Source organism: Pseudomonas sp. H1_D05 (assembly GCF_054682705.1).
This window is the reverse complement of the sequence record NZ_CP162825.1, coordinates 5876290-5893256: the sequence shown is the minus strand read 5'-3', so window position 1 is coordinate 5893256 and position 16967 is coordinate 5876290. Positions and strand designations below refer to the sequence as shown.

Annotated in this window: 15 protein-coding genes and 1 pseudogene; 2 read left to right on the top strand and 14 right to left on the bottom strand. The window is 58.6% G+C overall.

The genetic code is table 11. From position 1 onward, the window contains the following. The 13 genes and pseudogenes from nuoC to AB4O11_RS26390 all read right to left on the bottom strand — a co-directional run bounded on the left by nuoC (nucleotide 1) and on the right by AB4O11_RS26390 (nucleotide 14237). Complete coding sequence (gene nuoC, locus AB4O11_RS26450) at nucleotides 1–1785, bottom strand: NADH-quinone oxidoreductase subunit C/D (RefSeq protein ID WP_460129300.1); 1785 nt, start codon at nucleotides 1783–1785, stop codon at nucleotides 1–3. Between the two features lie 73 nt (nucleotides 1786–1858). Then, nucleotides 1859–2533 (bottom strand): NuoB/complex I 20 kDa subunit family protein, encoded by a 675-nt coding sequence (locus AB4O11_RS26445; RefSeq protein WP_003223809.1) that lies wholly within the window; start codon nucleotides 2531–2533, stop codon nucleotides 1859–1861. 10 nt (nucleotides 2534–2543) lie between these two features. After that, nucleotides 2544–2957, bottom strand: coding sequence for an NADH-quinone oxidoreductase subunit A (locus AB4O11_RS26440; RefSeq protein WP_003223812.1), 414 nt, complete (start codon nucleotides 2955–2957; stop codon nucleotides 2544–2546). Between the two features lie 638 nt (nucleotides 2958–3595). Beyond that, complete coding sequence (gene aceA, locus AB4O11_RS26435; RefSeq protein WP_016775277.1) at nucleotides 3596–4921, bottom strand: isocitrate lyase; 1326 nt, start codon at nucleotides 4919–4921, stop codon at nucleotides 3596–3598. 473 nt (nucleotides 4922–5394) lie between these two features. Further along, the gene (locus AB4O11_RS26430; RefSeq protein ID WP_460129298.1) at nucleotides 5395–6156 is read right to left on the bottom strand and encodes a secretin N-terminal domain-containing protein; all 762 of its coding nucleotides are present in this window, start codon (nucleotides 6154–6156) and stop codon (nucleotides 5395–5397) included. A gap of 233 nt (nucleotides 6157–6389) precedes the next feature. Beyond that, a complete protein-coding gene (locus AB4O11_RS26425) occupies nucleotides 6390–6815 on the bottom strand; it encodes a GNAT family N-acetyltransferase (protein ID WP_099756644.1) in 426 nt (141 codons plus the stop codon). Beyond that, nucleotides 6808–7977, bottom strand: a complete 1170-nt coding sequence (locus AB4O11_RS26420; RefSeq protein WP_007920198.1) for a ribosomal protein uL16 3-hydroxylase — start codon at nucleotides 7975–7977, stop codon at nucleotides 6808–6810. Before AB4O11_RS26420 ends, AB4O11_RS26425 begins: the two co-directional genes overlap by 8 nt. A gap of 86 nt (nucleotides 7978–8063) precedes the next feature. Then, on the bottom strand, nucleotides 8064–9434 hold the full coding sequence (gene purB, locus AB4O11_RS26415; protein ID WP_460129296.1) for an adenylosuccinate lyase: 1371 nt from the start codon (nucleotides 9432–9434) through the stop codon (nucleotides 8064–8066). A 127-nt stretch (nucleotides 9435–9561) separates the two neighbouring features. Then, complete coding sequence (hflD, locus tag AB4O11_RS26410) at nucleotides 9562–10185, bottom strand: high frequency lysogenization protein HflD (RefSeq protein WP_460129294.1); 624 nt, start codon at nucleotides 10183–10185, stop codon at nucleotides 9562–9564. Next, entirely contained in the window at nucleotides 10182–11306 is a 1125-nt protein-coding gene (gene mnmA / locus AB4O11_RS26405; protein ID WP_122606188.1) for a tRNA 2-thiouridine(34) synthase MnmA, read from the bottom strand. The genes hflD and mnmA overlap by 4 nt, the downstream gene beginning before the upstream one ends. A gap of 59 nt (nucleotides 11307–11365) precedes the next feature. After that, nucleotides 11366–11812, bottom strand: coding sequence for an NUDIX hydrolase (locus tag AB4O11_RS26400; RefSeq protein WP_095048072.1), 447 nt, complete (start codon nucleotides 11810–11812; stop codon nucleotides 11366–11368). A gap of 38 nt (nucleotides 11813–11850) precedes the next feature. Further along, nucleotides 11851–11940: pseudogene (locus tag AB4O11_RS26395) on the bottom strand (metal ABC transporter ATP-binding protein); the annotation flags it as partial. 71 nt (nucleotides 11941–12011) lie between these two features. Beyond that, on the bottom strand, nucleotides 12012–14237 hold the full coding sequence (locus AB4O11_RS26390) for an NADP-dependent isocitrate dehydrogenase (protein WP_095124498.1): 2226 nt from the start codon (nucleotides 14235–14237) through the stop codon (nucleotides 12012–12014). A 481-nt stretch (nucleotides 14238–14718) separates the two neighbouring features. Here AB4O11_RS26390 and icd point away from each other — a divergent pair, with 481 nt between their 5' ends. Then, entirely contained in the window at nucleotides 14719–15975 is a 1257-nt protein-coding gene (icd, locus tag AB4O11_RS26385) for an NADP-dependent isocitrate dehydrogenase (RefSeq protein ID WP_007920207.1), read from the top strand. Nucleotides 15976–16058: 83 nt separating this feature from the next. On the opposite strand, the gene cspD is transcribed toward icd, so the two are convergent. After that, complete coding sequence (gene cspD / locus AB4O11_RS26380) at nucleotides 16059–16334, bottom strand: cold shock domain-containing protein CspD (protein ID WP_460129291.1); 276 nt, start codon at nucleotides 16332–16334, stop codon at nucleotides 16059–16061. 224 nt (nucleotides 16335–16558) lie between these two features. On the opposite strand from cspD, the gene clpS reads away from it, so the two are divergent. Next, on the top strand, nucleotides 16559–16942 hold the full coding sequence (gene clpS, locus AB4O11_RS26375) for an ATP-dependent Clp protease adapter ClpS (protein ID WP_016987405.1): 384 nt from the start codon (nucleotides 16559–16561) through the stop codon (nucleotides 16940–16942). The last annotated feature ends 25 nt before the right edge of the window (nucleotides 16943–16967 follow it).

Below are 16967 nucleotides of genomic sequence, written 5' to 3'. Positions count from 1 at the left end.
TTAGCGGTCCACGTCGGCCATAACGAAATCGATACTACCCAGGTACGCAATCATGTCCGCGACCATGCTGCCTTTGATCACCGAAGGGATCTGTTGCAGATGCGGGAAGCTTGGAGTGCGGATCCGGGTACGGTAGCTCATGGTGCCGCCGTCGCTCGTCAGGTAATAACTGTTGATACCCTTGGTCGCTTCGATCATCTGGAAGGATTCGTTGGCCGGCATCACCGGGCCCCACGAAACTTGCAGGAAGTGCGTGATCAGGGTTTCGATGTGCTGCAGCGTGCGCTCTTTCGGCGGCGGCGTGGTCAGCGGGTGATCCGCCTTGTACGGGCCTTCCGGCATGTTGCGCATGCACTGGTCGATGATCTTGATGCTCTGGCGCATTTCTTCAACGCGAACCATGCAGCGGTCGTAGGCATCGCCATTGGCGGCCAGCGGCACTTCGAATTCGAAGTTCTCGTAGCCCGAGTACGGACGCGCTTTACGCAGGTCGAAATCGCAACCGGTCGAACGCAGGCCAGCACCGGTGACACCCCATTCCAGGGCTTCTTTGGTGTTGTACTGGGCGACGCCGATGGTACGACCCTTGAGGATGCTGTTCTGCAGGGCAGCCTTGGTGTATTCGTCGAGGCGTTTTGGCAGCCATTCAACGAAGTCTTTCACCAGTTTTTCCCAGCCGCGTGGCAGGTCGTGCGCGACGCCACCGATGCGGTACCGGGCCGGGTGCAGACGGAAACCGGTAATGGCTTCAATCACCGTGTACGCCTTCTGGCGGTCGGTGAAGGTGAAGAACACCGGAGTCATGGCGCCGACGTCCTGGATGTAAGTCCCGAGGAACAGCAGGTGGCTGGTGATCCGGAAGAACTCGGCCATCATGATGCGGATGACGTCGACCTTCTCAGGCACCTTGATGCCGGCCAGCTTCTCGACCGAGAGCACGTACGGCAGGTTGTTCATCACGCCGCCGAGGTAGTCGATACGGTCGGTGTACGGGATGAAACTGTGCCAGGACTGACGCTCGGCCATCTTCTCGGCACCACGGTGGTGGTAACCGATGTCCGGCACGCAGTCGACGATCTCTTCACCGTCCAGTTGCAGAATGATGCGGAACGCACCGTGCGCAGAAGGGTGGTTCGGGCCGAGGTTGAGGAACATGTAGTCCTCGTTCGGGCCGGAACGCTTCATGCCCCAGTCTTCCGGACGGAAGCGCGCGGCTTCTTCCTCAAGCTGTTGCTTGGCGAGGTTGAGGCTGTACGGATCGAATTCGGTGGCGCGCGCCGGGAAGTCCTTGCGCAGCGGGTGACCTTCCCAGGTCGGCGGCATCATGATGCGCGACAGGTGCGGGTGACCTTTGAAGTCGATGCCGAACATGTCCCAGACTTCACGCTCGTACCAGTTGGCGTTCGGCCAGATGCTGGTGACGGTCGGCAAGCTGAGGTCGCTCTCGGACAAGGCAACCTTGATCATCACGTCACTATTACGCTCGAGCGACATGAGGTGATAGAACACGGTGAACTCGGCGTCCGATGGCAGCCCTTGACGCTTGGTGCGCAGACGCTCGTCCACGCCGTGCAGGTCATAGAGCATGACGTACGGCTTGGGCAGGTTACGCAGGAAAGTCAGGACTTCGACGAGTCTGGCACGCGCCACCCACAGCACCGGCATGCCGGTGCGGGTCGGCTGGGCGGTGAACGCCTCCGGGCCAAAACGGTTGTTCAATTCAACGACCAGATCCTGGTCGTCTGCCTTATAAGGCGGGATGTACAGAGCGCTGCCTGTAGTCATGGTTATTTTTTCGCTTTCGGTCAACGTAAAGAATGAAGCCAGCTTCTCGTTTCTATTTCAGAACAGATCTGGATCAGACTTCGTCAGGGCTGCGCAGGTTGGTGACTGCGATTCGCTGTTCGCGGCGCTGTTCCTTCTGCGAAGGCATGTCGGCGCGATACACGCCTTGATCACCAACGACCCAGGAAAGCGGACGACGCTCCTGTCCAATCGATTCCTGCAACAGCATCAAGCCTTGCAGAAATGCTTCCGGACGGGGCGGGCAGCCAGGTACGTAGACGTCCACGGGCAGGAACTTGTCCACCCCTTGAACCACAGAGTAGATGTCGTACATGCCGCCGGAGTTGGCGCACGAACCCATGGAGATAACCCACTTTGGTTCGAGCATTTGCTCGTAGAGACGCTGAATGATCGGCGCCATCTTGATGAAGCAGGTACCGGCGATAACCATGAAGTCGGCCTGACGCGGCGATGCCCGGATCACTTCGGCGCCAAAGCGCGCGATGTCGTGGGGCGCCGTGAAGGCGGTGGTCATTTCCACGTAGCAGCACGACAGGCCGAAGTTGTACGGCCACAGGGAGTTTTTACGCCCCCAGTTGACCGCGCCACTCAGCACGTCTTCCAGCTTGCCCATGAAAATGTTTTTGTGAACTTGATCTTCTAACGGATCGGAAACGGTTTCCCGTTCGCCAATCGGATATTGCTCGTTAGGAGCATCGGGGTCGATCCTGGTGAGATTGTATTGCATTGCCAAAGCCTCATTGTTTCAGCTTCGCCTGCCGCTTGCGACGAGCTTCCGGAGCCCAGTCAAGGGCGCCCACTCGGAACAGGTAGACAAGACCTGCCAACAGAATTGCTATGAAAACGAGAGCTTCGACGAATCCGGTCCAGCCGCTTTCGCGGACGGACACAGACCATGCAAAGAGAAAGAGGGCTTCGATATCGAAGATCACGAAGAGCATCGCGACCAGATAGAATTTGGCTGAGAGCCGCAAGCGGGCGCCACCGGTAGGTAGCATGCCCGACTCGAACGGTTCGTTTTTGCTGCGGCCCCAGGCTTTTGACCCGAGGAGGCTGGAGACGCCAAGCATGAAGGCACACAGGCCGACGACACCCAGAAGGAAAATGGCAAAGCCCCAGTTGTGGGCCATGAGTCCTGTCGCTTCGGGCATGCTGGTAATCCTTAACAGAGAGCAAAGGTCTCTGAGCTTGATAAAGAAATAGGCAGTGACGATATGTCGCAGCAATCAATCGCGCTGATTTTATGGCTAAACACCCTGCAAGTAAAATTCCTATAGCGAAATTATTTATTGGAATAAGGACATAGCGCATCTCCAATGCCCTGCAGCCCATGCGTTGCGGGCATTAGGCGGGTTTATGCAAATAATGTTTTGTAGGGAATGTAACGAGCATAGTTGTGGCTAAATGATAATTGATATCGTTTGCGGGTGTTTTGTAACTGTTTAACGGGATGTCAGTTGGGAAGTTGTCTTACTTGCACGTTACTGCAATTAGCGACGGCGCCCGTTTTAGCGGATTTTTCTGACGGTTGTACCGCTCTGGATCAATGTTTTTGTCTGGGCTGCGCCGATCCCTGTAGGAGTGAGCCTGCTCGCGATAGCGGTGCGTCAGCTTGCGCATGCGGTGACTGACCCACCGCTATCGCGAGCAGGCTCACTCCTACGGGGATTTGTGGTGTTCATTAAATCGGGGCAAAAAAACGCCCCGAACCAGTCGGGGCGTCAGTTTTGCGGCTCTGCGGTTAGCTTTCTATACGATCCACAGAGGCCGTTTGCTCAGCGAAGCCGAATCAGTGGAACTGTTCTTCTTCAGTCGAACCGGTCAGTGCGGTTACCGACGACGAGCCACCTTGAATCACAGTGGTCATGTCGTCGAAGTAGCCGGTGCCCACTTCCTGCTGGTGAGCCACGAAGGTGTAACCCTTGGCGGCGTCAGCGAATTCCTGCTCCTGCAGCTTCACGTAGGCAGTCATGTCGTTGCGGGCGTAGTCGTGCGCCAGGTTGAACATGCTGTGCCACATGTTGTGAATGCCGGCCAGGGTGATGAACTGGTGCTTGTAACCCATGGCGGACAGTTCGCGCTGGAACTTGGCGATGGTCGCGTCGTCGAGGTTTTTCTTCCAGTTGAAGGAAGGCGAGCAGTTGTACGACAGCAGTTGGTCCGGGTATTCCTTTTTGATCGCTTCGGCAAAGCGACGGGCTTCTTCCAGATCCGGCTTGGCGGTTTCGCACCAGATCAGGTCGGCGTACGGCGCGTAGGCCAGGCCGCGAGCGATGGCTTGATCCAGACCGGCACGGACCTTGTAGAAACCTTCCTGAGTGCGCTCGCCAGTCACGAACGGCTGGTCGTACGGGTCGCAATCGGAAGTCAGCAGGTCAGCAGCGTTAGCGTCGGTACGGGCCAGAATGATGGTCGGGGTACCGGCAACGTCAGCAGCCAGACGAGCAGCGGTCAGCTTCTGTACGGCTTCTTGAGTTGGAACCAGTACTTTGCCGCCCATGTGGCCGCATTTTTTCACGGAAGCCAGTTGGTCTTCGAAGTGAACGCCGGCGGCGCCTGCTTCGATCATGCTCTTCATCAGCTCGTAGGCGTTCAGCACGCCGCCGAAACCGGCTTCGGCGTCAGCCACGATCGGCGCGAAGTAGTCGATGTAGCCATCGTCGCCCGGGTTCTTGCCGGCTTTCCATTGGATCTGGTCAGCACGACGGAACGAGTTGTTGATGCGCTTGACCACGGTTGGCACCGAGTCCACCGGGTACAGCGACTGGTCCGGGTACATGGATTCTGCGGAGTTGTTGTCCGCAGCCACTTGCCAGCCCGACAGGTAGATCGCCTGGATGCCGGCTTTGACCTGTTGAACAGCCTGGCCGCCGGTCAGGGCGCCCATGCAGTTGACGAAATCTTTCTCAGGACGGAAGGAAGGCTTGGCACCCTGGGTGACCAGGTTCCACAGCTTCTCGGCGCCCATTTTTGCAAAGGTGTGCTCAGGTTGAACCGAGCCACGCAGACGGACGACGTCAGCAGCGGAGTAAGTGCGTGTCACGCCTTTCCAGCGCGGGTTTTCAGCCCAGTCTTTTTCGAGGGCTGCAATTTGCTGTTCGCGTGTCAGTGCCATGGAGATAAACCTCGTCGCGTCTTTATGAAAAGTTGTTCTGCGGTGGAAAATTCCTGCGCTCGCTGACCAGAAGCTTAGGTGGTCAAGTCGGACTCGGCGGGGTAGGCGACGGGATGAACGATAGGCTCGAGGGGAAGTGAGCAGGTAGTGGCGGACTGTGGGCGCATTCGGGCGTCGTGGGCCTTTATACGGTCTACAGTGTGAAGCCGGGTTACCTAATTACGCTTCCGTCCCTCGGGACAACTTCGTTCCAGTCGGCAACCTCGTCAAACACACCTTGTGGGCGGTACAGACACGAAGCGGTTCGCGGGGTAGGTGCGAACATCGCTTCGAAGGCCCTTGCCAGGGCCTCTGATTAGCGGGAGCGAGGCCATCATGCCTTCGCTTTTTTACCCCGTCAAACGTTTTGTAGTGCTTTTTTTCAGGCACTACATCTTTCGTCTAATACGACTAATCAGTCAGTTTTCGGTGCTTTAGTCCAGGGCGTCGACTTTCACCCGCAAGGTCATGTCATCCCGGCCTTGAGTCGAGTAGCTGCGGGTCAGGCCCTGTTTGTCGGCCTGGGTCTGGCGATTGACGCCGGCGAGGGTGATCCACTCGCCGAGGCGCCCGCTGACAGTTGTGTCGGTGCTTTGCACGTTCACTACATCGGGACGTTCCTGGCTCATGCGGTCACGGTTGGTACTGATCGCCAGGTGAACGATGTCGCCAGTGACGCTGGCGGTGACATAGAAACCCTGGGTGACGTTGCGGTATTGCGTCTGGCTGTTGTAACCGCCGTAGGAATCGCTCTGAACATTGGTGATCGGAACGCTCTGGCCAACCTGAATCAGCGCCGGCATGCCATCGGTGGCCTGAACTTGCTGGACGCCGCCCTCACGGCTGGCGGTGCTGCGGCTGATGATGCGGGTCTGGTTTGGTTGAGCGCCGTTGACTGAATAGCCTTCGTCGCCACGGCCATTGTTTTCATTGGTGTCGACGGTGATCAGCAGGCGTTTCGGCGCCGTGTCGAGTTGGGTGATCAGTGCCTTGAGTTCCTGAATCTTGTCCGGCTCGGCCTTGATGATCAGCTGGTTGCCGTAGGCGCTGACCTGACCATCCTTGCCGAGGAAGTCTTGCGCCATCGGCAGCATGTCAGTGCTGGTGCGGTAATTGAGAGGCACGATTTCTGTGGCTGCCATCACCGAAAAACTGCAACCGAGCAGCAGGGTGGTGAGCAGGGTGCGTAGGGACATGTCCGTTATCTCCGCTTTCGAAAGTCTTGATATTGCCAGTTTGTCGGCCTTGGGTGGGGCAAGTTGAATCGTAGACAGCAAAACGCCCCGGCATCGGTTGATGTCGGGGCGTGATCGTTCCCACGCTCTGCGTGGGAATGCAGCCAGTGACGCTCTGCGTCACATGCCGCAAGGGACGCGGAGCGTCCCGAGAGGCATTCCCACGCAGAGCGTGGGAACGATCAGGGCAGAGCTCAACCCGAATGCCGAACCATGTCGACATGCGGAATCCCGGCTTCGAGGAATTCCTCGCTGATCAGGCTGAAGCCGAGGCGCTCATAGAACGCCGTGGCCTGCACCTGAGCGCTGAGCATTTGCTGCTTCAAGCCACGCGCTTCAGCTTCAGCGATGACTGCTTGCATCAGCGCATCACCGACCTTCATCCCGCGCCAGTCTTTCAGTACCGAAACGCGGCCAATGTGCCCGTCAGGCAGCAGGCGCGCAGTACCGATCGGAAAGTCGCCTTCAAACGCCAGAAAATGCACGGCGGTCGCGTCGTCCGCGTCCCATTCCAGCTCAGGTGGCACCGATTGCTCGGCGATGAACACCGTTTCACGAATGCGCCGGATCTCGGCGATGTCCTTCTGCCAGTCTGCGACACGTACGCGAATCTTATTCATCGGCGAACCCCAGGCTCCCTTGCTTGACCAGCTGGCACAGCAGGCCGCAAGCGTCTTCGTCGTTCAGCCACTCACCGAGGTTGTCGGTGTGCAGGGCGTCGGCGGCGCAGATCAGCTTCAGCAGTTCGCGCAGCTTGCCCGGCAGGTAACGGCTCTGGCCGCTGGCGAACAGCAGCAGGTCGTCATCGACTTCCGACCAGGCCAGGCGTGCGCTCGGATTGCGGATCAGAATGGCGCCATCCTGCAGGGCAGCGAGGAAATCTTCTTCTTCGATTTCTTCCGGGCCGGCCACCAGTTCCGGGTAGCGCGGCTCGGTCATGTACTGGCCGAACCAGGTCAGCAGCAGGCGCTCGTCGCTCATGTGTTCGGCAAGCAGGGCTTTCAGGCGATCCAGTGCATCGTGCTGAATCTGGTGTGGATCGGCTGCAGGCTGTGCGTCGGCGTCGGTGTAGCGCTCTTCATCAGTCAGGAACTGGCTGAGGAAGTCGGTGAAGTGAGTCAGCACTTCGGAAGCGCTTGGTGCGCGGAAGCCGACCGAGTAGGTCATGCAGTTATCGACCGCGACACCGCAGTGCGCCAAGCGCGGCGGCAGGTAGAGCATGTCGCCCGGTTCCAGTACCCATTCTTCGGTCTCGTGGAATTCAGCGAGGATGCGCAGGTCCGCGTGTTGCAGCAGCGGGCTCTCGGAATCGCACATCTGGCCGATTTTCCAGTTGCGCTTGCCGTGGCCTTGCAGCAGGAACACGTCGTAGTTGTCGAAGTGCGGGCCGACGCTGCCACCCGGGGCGGCGAAGCTGATCATCACGTCGTCGACGCGCCAGCTCGGCAGGAAACGGAAGTTTTCCAGCAATTCGCTGACTTCCGGGACGAATTGGTCGACGGCTTGAACCAGCAGGGTCCACTCTTTTTCCGGCAATTTGCTGAATTCGTCTTCAGCGAACGGGCCGCGACGCAGTTCCCATGGACGCTCGCCGTGCTCGATCACCAGGCGCGATTCGACTTCTTCTTCCAGGGCCAGGCCGGCCAGTTCGTCGGCGTCGATCGGGCTTTCGAAGTCAGGAATCGCCTGACGGATCAGCAGTGGCTTTTTCTGCCAGTAGTCGCGCAGGAATTCGCGTGCTGTGAGGCCGCCCAGAAGTTGAAGAGGAATATCGGAATTCATATGTAACCTATTGAAAAAAAGCACTTTTCAGACGGGAATAAAAACGCCCGGCGCGGCCGGGCGTCTCAAACGGATCAAGCGGTCGATCAGATGCGTTTGGCTTGCGCTACAGCGTTGCCGATGTAGTTGGCCGGGGTCAGTTGCTTGAGCTCGGCTTTCGCTTCGGCAGGCATGTCCAGGCCATCGATGAAAGTCTGCAACGCTTCAGGGCTGATGCCCTTGCCGCGGGTCAGTTCTTTCAGCTTCTCGTACGGGTTTTCGATGTTGTAGCGGCGCATCACGGTCTGGATCGGCTCGGCCAGCACTTCCCAGCAAGCGTCGAGGTCAGCGGCAATCTTCTGCTCGTTGAGCTCCAGTTTGCTGATGCCTTTGAGGCTGGCTTCGTACGCGATCACGCTGTGGGCGAAGCCGACACCGAGGTTGCGCAGTACGGTGGAGTCGGTCAGGTCGCGCTGCCAGCGGGAAATCGGCAGTTTGCTCGCCAGGTGCTGGAACAGTGCGTTGGCGATGCCCAGGTTGCCTTCGGAGTTTTCGAAGTCGATCGGGTTGACCTTGTGCGGCATGGTCGACGAACCGATTTCGCCAGCGATGGTGCGCTGCTTGAAATAACCCAGGGAGATGTAGCCCCAGATGTCACGGTCGAAGTCGATCAGGATGGTGTTGAAGCGCGCGATCGCGTCGAACAGCTCGGCGATGTAGTCGTGCGGTTCGATCTGCGTGGTGTACGGGTTGAAGCCCGGGCCCAGTTCGTCTTCGATGAAGGCGCGGGCATTGGCTTCCCAGTCGATCTGCGGGTAGGCCGACAGGTGGGCGTTGTAGTTACCGACAGCGCCGTTGATCTTGCCCAGCAGCGGCACGGCAGCGACTTGAGCGATCTGACGCTCGAGACGGTAAACCACGTTCGCCAGCTCTTTACCCAGAGTGGTTGGCGAGGCTGGTTGACCGTGGGTGCGCGACAGCATTGGCACGTCAGCGAAACGGATGGCCAGTTCGCGGATCGCGTTGGCGGTCTGGCGCATCAGCGGCAGCATCACGTCGTCACGGCCTTCGCGCAGCATCAGGGCGTGGGACAGGTTGTTGATGTCTTCGCTGGTGCAGGCAAAGTGGATGAACTCGCTGACCTTGGCCAGCTCCGGCAGCTTGGCCGCCTGCTCCTTGAGCAGGTATTCGATCGCTTTGACGTCGTGGTTGGTGGTGCGCTCGATCTCTTTGACGCGCTCGGCGTGCTCCAGCGAGAAGTTTTCAGCCAGTTCATTGAGAACGGCGTTGGCCTCGGCGGAGAAGGCTGGCACTTCAGGGATACCAGCGTGGGCGGCCAGGCGCTGGAGCCAGCGCACTTCAACCAGAACACGGGCACGGATCAGGCCGTACTCGCTGAAAATCGGGCGCAGGGCCTGGGTTTTGCCGGCGTAGCGGCCGTCAACAGGGGAAACCGCAGTGAGCGAAGAAAGCTGCATGGGGTGTTCTCGGACAGTCGGGCAACGAAATGGGGCGCGTATCATACATGAAAAAATCCGCCGGTCCGTTGCCAACTGACCGGCGTATTACGCGTTACAGACTACAAAGCTTTTATTGCGCGGCGATTTACTCGCTGCGCATCAACGGATACAGCTCTTTGAGCAGCTTGCGCCGGCTGATCACCAGCTGCCAGCGATGGCCGCCGAGCTGCCGCCACAGGCGCGCTGAACGAATGCCGGCGAGGAGCAGGGCGCGAATCTTCGAGGCGTTGCTTGGCTGCTGCAGATTGCGCATGTCGCCATGCACCTGAATGCGTTGGCGCAAGGTGCTCAGGGTGTCCTGGTACAGCGCGCCGCAAGCCGCGACCACGTTTTCGTGGGCCGGGCCGAAATGCTCGACTTGCGACTGGATCTGCGGCAAGCGCTTGCCGATGATGTCGAGCATGTCGTTGCGCTTGGTCAGTTGACGTTCCAGGCCGAGCATCGACAGGGCATAACGCAGCGGCTCGCGTTGCAGCGTGCTCGGGTCGCGTTCAAGGGCGCCAATCAGTGCACGGTAACCTTCGCGCAAATTGATGTCGTCGCCGCCGTACACGTCCAGCGTATCCTTCGGGTCGCGCACGAGCAGGCTGCCGAGCATGCAGCTCAGGCCGGCCTCGCTGGTCTGGCCGGTCTTGGCGATCCGGTCGACCAGCACGGCGGCGAGAAACACGCCGCCGAGCGCCGTCAGTTGCTCCTGAGTCGGGCTCATGCCTGGCCGCTCCACGGCTCGGCCACTTCGATCACGCCGCCACCGAGGCAGATTTCACCGTCGTAGAACACCACCGATTGGCCCGGCGTCACCGCGCGTTGCGGCTCGTCGAACACGGCGCGGTAGCCGCTGGCGGTTTTTTCCAGGGTGCAGGCTTGATCGCTCTGGCGATAACGCACTTTCGCGGTCAGGCGCAGCGGCTGGCTCAGGTCGATCGGGTTGACCCAATAGATTTCCGAAGCAAGCAGGGCGCCGGAGAACAGCCATGGATGGTTGTTGCCCTGGCCGACGATCAGCTCGTTGCTGTCCAGGTCCTTGCGCAGCACGTACCACGGCTCGTCACCGGCATCTTTCAAACCGCCGATGCCCAGACCTTGGCGCTGACCGATGGTGTGGTACATCAAGCCGTGGTGACGGCCGATGACTTCACCTTCGGTGGTCTTGATCTCGCCCGGTTGCGCCGGCAGGTATTGCTTGAGGAAGTCGCTGAAGCGACGCTCGCCGATGAAGCAGATCCCGGTGGAGTCCTTCTTCTTGGCGGTCGCCAGCTCGTATTTCTCGGCAATTGCGCGCACTTCCGGCTTTTCCAGTTCGCCGACCGGGAACAGGGTCTTGGCGATCTGTTCACCGCCGACGGCGTGCAGGAAGTAGCTCTGATCCTTGTTCGGATCGAGGCCTTTGAGCAGTTCGGTGCGGCCATCGATGTCGCGACGACGCACGTAGTGACCGGTGGCGATCAGGTCGGCGCCGAGCATCATGGCGTAGTCGAGAAACGCCTTGAACTTGATCTCGCGGTTGCAGAGGATGTCCGGGTTCGGCGTACGGCCGGCCTTGTATTCGGCCAGGAAGTGCTCGAACACGTTGTCCCAGTACTCGGCGGCGAAGTTGGCAGTGTGCAGCTTGATGCCAATCTTGTCGCAGACAGCCTGAGCATCCGCCAGGTCGTCCATGGCGGTGCAGTATTCCGTTCCGTCGTCTTCTTCCCAGTTCTTCATGAACAGGCCTTCCACCTCGTAACCCTGCTCGATCAGCAGGAGAGCGGAAACGGAAGAGTCCACGCCGCCGGACATGCCGACAATGACGCGCTTCTTGGATGTGTCAGAAGGGGCTGGATCACGCATAGGGATTCAATGAGTGTCTTGAAAAAGGACGCGATTCTAGCAGGCTCGCGGCCTCAAGGCTAAAGAGAAGGGCGGATCAGTTCGAGGCTGAAGTGATGGCCGGCCAGATAATCGTCGATGCAACGGATGATCAGCTCGCTGCGCCAGTTGTCGCGCTGGGCGATTAATTCGTCACGGGTCAGCCACTTGGCGCCGACGATGCCGTCATCGAGCTGGTAGTCGGGGTGGTGTTGCACGGCTTTGGCGCTGAAGCACACGCGCTGGTAAGTCACGCCGTTGCTCGGTGCGGTGTACAAGTAAATGCCGATCACGCCGGTAGGTTCGACGTCCCAGCCGGTTTCTTCGAGGGTCTCGCGCACGGCGGCGTCGATCAGGGTTTCGTCCGGGTCGAGATGGCCGGCGGGCTGGTTGAGCACGTTACGCCCAGCCTTGTGTTCCTCGACCATCAGGAAGCGGCCGTTGTCCTCGACGATGGTGGCGACGGTGATGTGGGGGAGCCATTCCATAAAACCTTCCTCAATCTATTGGTTGAAACCCATTCCCATTGTGGGAGCGAGCTTGCTCGCGAATGCGGTTTATCATTCAACATTTTCGTTGACTGACTCGCCGCCTTCGCGAGCAAGCTCGCTCCCACAGGGGAGGTGTGAACTCTGAAAGCACAAACCCCGGCACGAGGCCGGGGTTTGTGATGTTCCCTTTACAACCTTAAACCAGCGCAGCAATCGCCGCGTTGAGAGTTGCGCTTGGGCGCATGGCCTTGCTGATCAGCTCGGCATTGGCGTGGTAGTAACCGCCGATGTCGACTGGCTTGCCCTGAACGGCGTTGAGCTCGGCAACGATGGTTGCTTCGTTCTCGGTCAGAGTCTTGGCCAGAGTCGCGAACTGCGCTTGCAGTGCAGCGTCTTCAGTCTGGGCAGCCAGGGCCTGAGCCCAGTACATCGCCAGATAGAAGTGGCTGCCGCGGTTGTCGATGTTGCCGACTTTGCGCGATGGCGACTTGTTGTTGTCGAGGAACTGGCCGGTGGCCTGATCCAGAGTCTTCGACAGTACCAGTGCTTTCGGGTTGTTGTAGTTCACACCCAAATGCTCAAGGGACGCTGCCAGTGCAAGGAATTCACCCAGCGAATCCCAGCGCAGGAAGTTTTCTTCAACCAGTTGCTGCACGTGCTTCGGAGCCGAACCGCCAGCGCCGGTTTCGAACAGGCCACCGCCGTTCATCAGCGGCACGATCGACAGCATCTTGGCGCTGGTGCCCAGTTCCATGATCGGGAACAGGTCGGTCAGGTAGTCGCGCAGTACGTTGCCGGTCACCGAAATGGTGTCCTTGCCTTCGCGGGTGCGCTGCAGGGTGTACTTCATGGCGTCGACCGGCGCCATGATCTGGATGTCCAGACCGGTGGTGTCGTGATCTTTCAGGTAAGCCTGAACTTTCTCGATCACTACGCCATCGTGAGCGCGCATCGGGTCCAGCCAGAAGATCGCTGGCGTGCTGCTCGCGCGAGCACGGTTGACGGCCAGTTTGACCCAGTCCTGGATCGGCGCGTCTTTGGTCTGGCACATGCGGAAGATGTCGCCGGCTTCAACAGCCTGTTCCATCAGCAGGTTGCCCTTGCTGTCGGTGACGCGAACCACGCCGTCAGCCTTGATCTGGAAAGTCTTGTCGTGCGAGCCGTACTCTTCGGCTTTCTTCGCCATCAGGCCAACGTTTGGCACGCTGCCCATGGTGGTTGGGTCGAAGGCGCCATTGGCTTTGCAATCTTCGATCACAGCCTGGTAGATGGTCGCGTAGCAACGATCCGGGATCACCGCCTTGGTGTCGTGCAGTTGACCGTCGGTGCCCCACATTTTGCCGGAGTCACGGATCATTGCCGGCATCGAGGCGTCGACGATAACGTCGCTCGGCACGTGCAGGTTGGTGATGCCTTTGTCGGAGTTGACCATCGCCAGCGATGGACGAGCAGCGTAGACGGCGGCCATGTCGGCTTCGATCTGCGCTTGCTGCTCGGCCGGCAGAGCTTTGATGCGCGCGTACAGATCGCCGATGCCGTTGTTCAGGTTGAAGCCGATCTCGGCCAGCACGTCAGCGTGCTTGGTCAGGGCGTCTTTATAGAACTCGGCAACGATCTGGCCGAACATGATCGGGTCGGAGACCTTCATCATGGTCGCTTTCAGGTGAACCGACAGCAGCACGCCTTGGGCCTTGGCGCTTTCGATTTCAGCAGCGATGAACGCGCGCAGGGCGTTTTTGCTCATCACGGCGCAGTCGAGGATCTCGCCAGCCTGAACGGTGGTTTTTTCTTTCAGAACGGTAGCGGTACCGTCCTTGGCGATCAGCTCGATCTTCACGGCGTCAGCGGCGTCGATCAGGGCAGCTTTTTCGCTGCCGTAGAAATCGCCGGTGCTCATGTGAGCGACGTGGGACTTGGAGTCTTTGGCCCAGGCGCCCATTTTGTGCGGGTGCTTGCGCGCGTAGTTCTTCACCGACAGCGGTGCACGACGGTCGGAGTTGCCTTCACGCAGAACCGGGTTCACGGCACTGCCCTTGACCTTGTCGTAACGCGCCTTGGCGTCTTTGTCGGCGTCGCTGGTCACGGTTTCCGGGTAGTCCGGCAGGTTGTAACCCTGAGCTTGCAGCTCTTTGATCGCGGCTTGCAGCTGTGGCACCGAAGCGCTTATGTTCGGCAGCTTGATGATGTTGGCTTCAGGCGTAACGGCCAGGTCGCCCAGTTCGGCGAGGTGGTCGGCTACGGCTTTGTCGCCCAGTTGCTCGGGGAAGCTGGCCAGAATACGTGCTGCAAGAGAGATATCGCGGGTTTCCACGGCGATATCGGCCGAGGCGGTGTAAGCCTCGATGATCGGCAGCAGGGAATAGGTGGCGAGGGCTGGAGCTTCGTCGGTGAAGGTATAGATGATCTTCGAGCGGGTGGGCATATTCGGATTAACTCTCTCTTCTTTGCTAAAGCGTGCGCAGAAACTCGAGGGGCGCCGGGTAAGCGCGTTCGTTCAAAGTCATCCATGAACCGAATGTCGAGATTCTTCGCGGTGATGTTGGGTGCATCAGTAGAGCGTCAAGCAGTCGGACTGCGGTAACAACCCGACCAATCAGGCGGAAAGTCTCGTGCTAGAGAGGCCAGCCGTCGTGACCCTGTGGTCAGCGGGCGGCATTATACATAGGTAGCTGGCAATCTGCCGATGGTTCATATGCAACGATTCTCGTCCATTGGTCTAAAGGTCGCAGGGCGGGGTCGGGCGTAGAGTCGTCGCGAATGCTTGAGTTTGGCGCTTTTCCCTTTGCTTTCAGGCTTGTACGAAACGAGATGTAGGCGCGCCACGAACAGAGGGTTTGCGTGTTGATTTAACTGGGTTACGCTCGAACCAAGCCAGATGTTCAATCCAAACAATGGAGTTCAGCATGGGTTACAAGAAGATTCAGGTTCCAGCCGTCGGCGACAAAATCACCGTCAATGCAGACCATTCTCTCAATGTTCCTGATAACCCGATCATCCCCTTCATCGAAGGTGACGGCATTGGTGTCGACATCAGCCCGGTGATGATCAAGGTTGTCGATGCTGCAGTTCAAAAGGCATACGGCGGTAAACGCAAGATTTCCTGGATGGAAGTCTACGCCGGGGAAAAAGCCACTCAGGTTTATGATCAGGACACCTGGCTGCCTCAGGAAACTCTCGATGCAGTCAAGGATTACGTGGTTTCCATCAAAGGCCCACTCACTACTCCAGTCGGTGGCGGCATCCGCTCGCTGAACGTGGCCCTGCGTCAGCAACTCGACCTGTACGTCTGCCTGCGCCCGGTGCGCTGGTTCGAAGGCGTACCAAGCCCGGTGAAAAAGCCCGGCGACGTCGACATGACCATTTTTCGCGAGAACTCCGAAGACATCTATGCGGGCATTGAGTGGAAGGCCGGTTCGCCGGAAGCCACCAAGGTCATCAAATTCCTTAAAGAAGAAATGGGCGTCACCAAGATCCGTTTCGACGAAAACTGCGGCATCGGCGTCAAGCCGGTTTCGCTGGAAGGCACCAAGCGTCTGGCGCGCAAGGCCCTGCAATATGTGGTCGATAACGACCGCGATTCGCTGACCATCGTGCACAAAGGCAACATCATGAAGTTCACCGAAGGTGCCTTCAAAGAGTGGGCCTACGAAGTGGCCGCCGAAGAATTCGGCGCGACTCTGCTCGACGGCGGACCGTGGATGCAGTTCAAAAACCCGAAAACCGGCAAGAACGTTGTGGTCAAAGATGCCATCGCCGACGCCATGCTCCAGCAGATCCTGCTGCGCCCGGCCGAATACGATGTGATCGCGACCCTGAACCTGAACGGCGACTACCTCTCCGACGCCCTGGCGGCGGAAGTGGGCGGTATCGGCATCGCGCCGGGCGCCAACCTGTCCGACACCGTGGCGATGTTCGAGGCCACCCACGGTACTGCGCCGAAGTACGCCGGCAAGGATCAGGTCAACCCGGGTTCGCTGATTCTCTCTGCAGAGATGATGCTGCGCCACATGGGCTGGACCGAAGCGGCGGATCTGATCATCAAGGGCACCAACGGCGCTATTTCGGCCAAGACTGTGACCTATGACTTCGAACGTCTGATGGACGGGGCCAAGCTGGTTTCGTCTTCGGGCTTCGGCGATGCGCTGATTTCGCATATGTAAAACGCGGGCACATAAAAAACCGCCTGACTCGATGAATTGAGTCAGGCGGTTTTTTTATGGCTGGACGTCTTGGGCGGAGTTGCTCAGCTCATGACTGCCACTTGGCTGGTCGCGGCGGCAGCAGCTGCTGCTGCACCGACTGCGTCATCCACTGTTTTTTTGTCCTGAATCGCGACGGCGTGCAGGCCTTTGGGGCCTTGAAGGAGTTCGAAGTACACCTCTTGGCCTGCCTTCAGGGTTTTATAGCCTTCCATCTGGATAGCCGAGTAGTGGGCAAACAGGTCTTCTGTCTGGCCGTTCTCGATAATGAATCCAAAACCCTTGGCATTGTTGAACCATTTCACCTTGCCGACAGCCATGCTCAAATCCCTCTGCAACAGACTCCATCGCTGGAGTATCATCCAATTCATCCGCAATCTTATTCGTTAAAAGAATTGACTCCGCGGATCTTTTTTACCCACTGTGGGTTCTATTGGTTGTAACACCGTTTTCCCGATAGTCAAGGTGACCGGGCAGTCGGAGTTGAAAACGTGGACAGCCGCCCCCACCACTGTATTTGCACAACTGACGAACCTTTCTTTCCATGCATGCAATCAGCCAGATTCGACTAACATTCAATCAGGATCGCCCGCTTCTCCAAAAGGATCTTCCAGAGGAGCACGACGACGATTCGGCAGGCGTTGCTGTTCAGGAAGCAAAGCCTGCGTTACAGGCGCCGCCGATGTACAAGGTGGTTTTGTTTAATGATGACTACACACCGATGGATTTCGTCGTCGAAGTGCTCGAGGTGTTTTTTAACCTGAATCGCGAGCTGGCGACCAAGGTCATGCTGGCCGTCCACACAGAAGGGCGGGCAGTATGTGGAGTGTTTACCCGCGACATCGCCGAGACAAAGGCCATGCAGGTCAACCAGTACGCCAGGGAAAGCCAGCATCCGCTACTCTGTGAAATCGAGAAGGACGGTTAATCGCCGACCACTTGGGTATGAGGTG

What these genes read in the sequence shown, in the direction of transcription:
- AB4O11_RS26445 (WP_003223809.1), bottom strand. Translation starts at nt 2,533, where the DNA reads ATGCAATACAATCTCACCAGGATCGACCCCGATGCTCCTAACGAGCAA.
- AB4O11_RS26425 (WP_099756644.1), bottom strand. Translation starts at nt 6,815, where the DNA reads ATGAATAAGATTCGCGTACGTGTCGCAGACTGGCAGAAGGACATCGCC.
- AB4O11_RS26400 (WP_095048072.1), bottom strand. Translation starts at nt 11,812, where the DNA reads ATGGAATGGCTCCCCCACATCACCGTCGCCACCATCGTCGAGGACAAC.
- AB4O11_RS26430 (WP_460129298.1), bottom strand. Translation starts at nt 6,156, where the DNA reads ATGTCCCTACGCACCCTGCTCACCACCCTGCTGCTCGGTTGCAGTTTT.
- AB4O11_RS26420 (WP_007920198.1), bottom strand. Translation starts at nt 7,977, where the DNA reads ATGAATTCCGATATTCCTCTTCAACTTCTGGGCGGCCTCACAGCACGC.
- nuoC (WP_460129300.1), bottom strand. Translation starts at nt 1,785, where the DNA reads ATGACTACAGGCAGCGCTCTGTACATCCCGCCTTATAAGGCAGACGAC.
- AB4O11_RS26390 (WP_095124498.1), bottom strand. Translation starts at nt 14,237, where the DNA reads ATGCCCACCCGCTCGAAGATCATCTATACCTTCACCGACGAAGCTCCA.
- cspD (WP_460129291.1), bottom strand. Translation starts at nt 16,334, where the DNA reads ATGGCTGTCGGCAAGGTGAAATGGTTCAACAATGCCAAGGGTTTTGGA.
- aceA (WP_016775277.1), bottom strand. Translation starts at nt 4,921, where the DNA reads ATGGCACTGACACGCGAACAGCAAATTGCAGCCCTCGAAAAAGACTGG.
- clpS (WP_016987405.1), top strand. Translation starts at nt 16,559, where the DNA reads ATGCATGCAATCAGCCAGATTCGACTAACATTCAATCAGGATCGCCCG.
- AB4O11_RS26440 (WP_003223812.1), bottom strand. Translation starts at nt 2,957, where the DNA reads ATGCCCGAAGCGACAGGACTCATGGCCCACAACTGGGGCTTTGCCATT.
- purB (WP_460129296.1), bottom strand. Translation starts at nt 9,434, where the DNA reads ATGCAGCTTTCTTCGCTCACTGCGGTTTCCCCTGTTGACGGCCGCTAC.
- hflD (WP_460129294.1), bottom strand. Translation starts at nt 10,185, where the DNA reads ATGAGCCCGACTCAGGAGCAACTGACGGCGCTCGGCGGCGTGTTTCTC.
- icd (WP_007920207.1), top strand. Translation starts at nt 14,719, where the DNA reads ATGGGTTACAAGAAGATTCAGGTTCCAGCCGTCGGCGACAAAATCACC.
- mnmA (WP_122606188.1), bottom strand. Translation starts at nt 11,306, where the DNA reads ATGCGTGATCCAGCCCCTTCTGACACATCCAAGAAGCGCGTCATTGTC.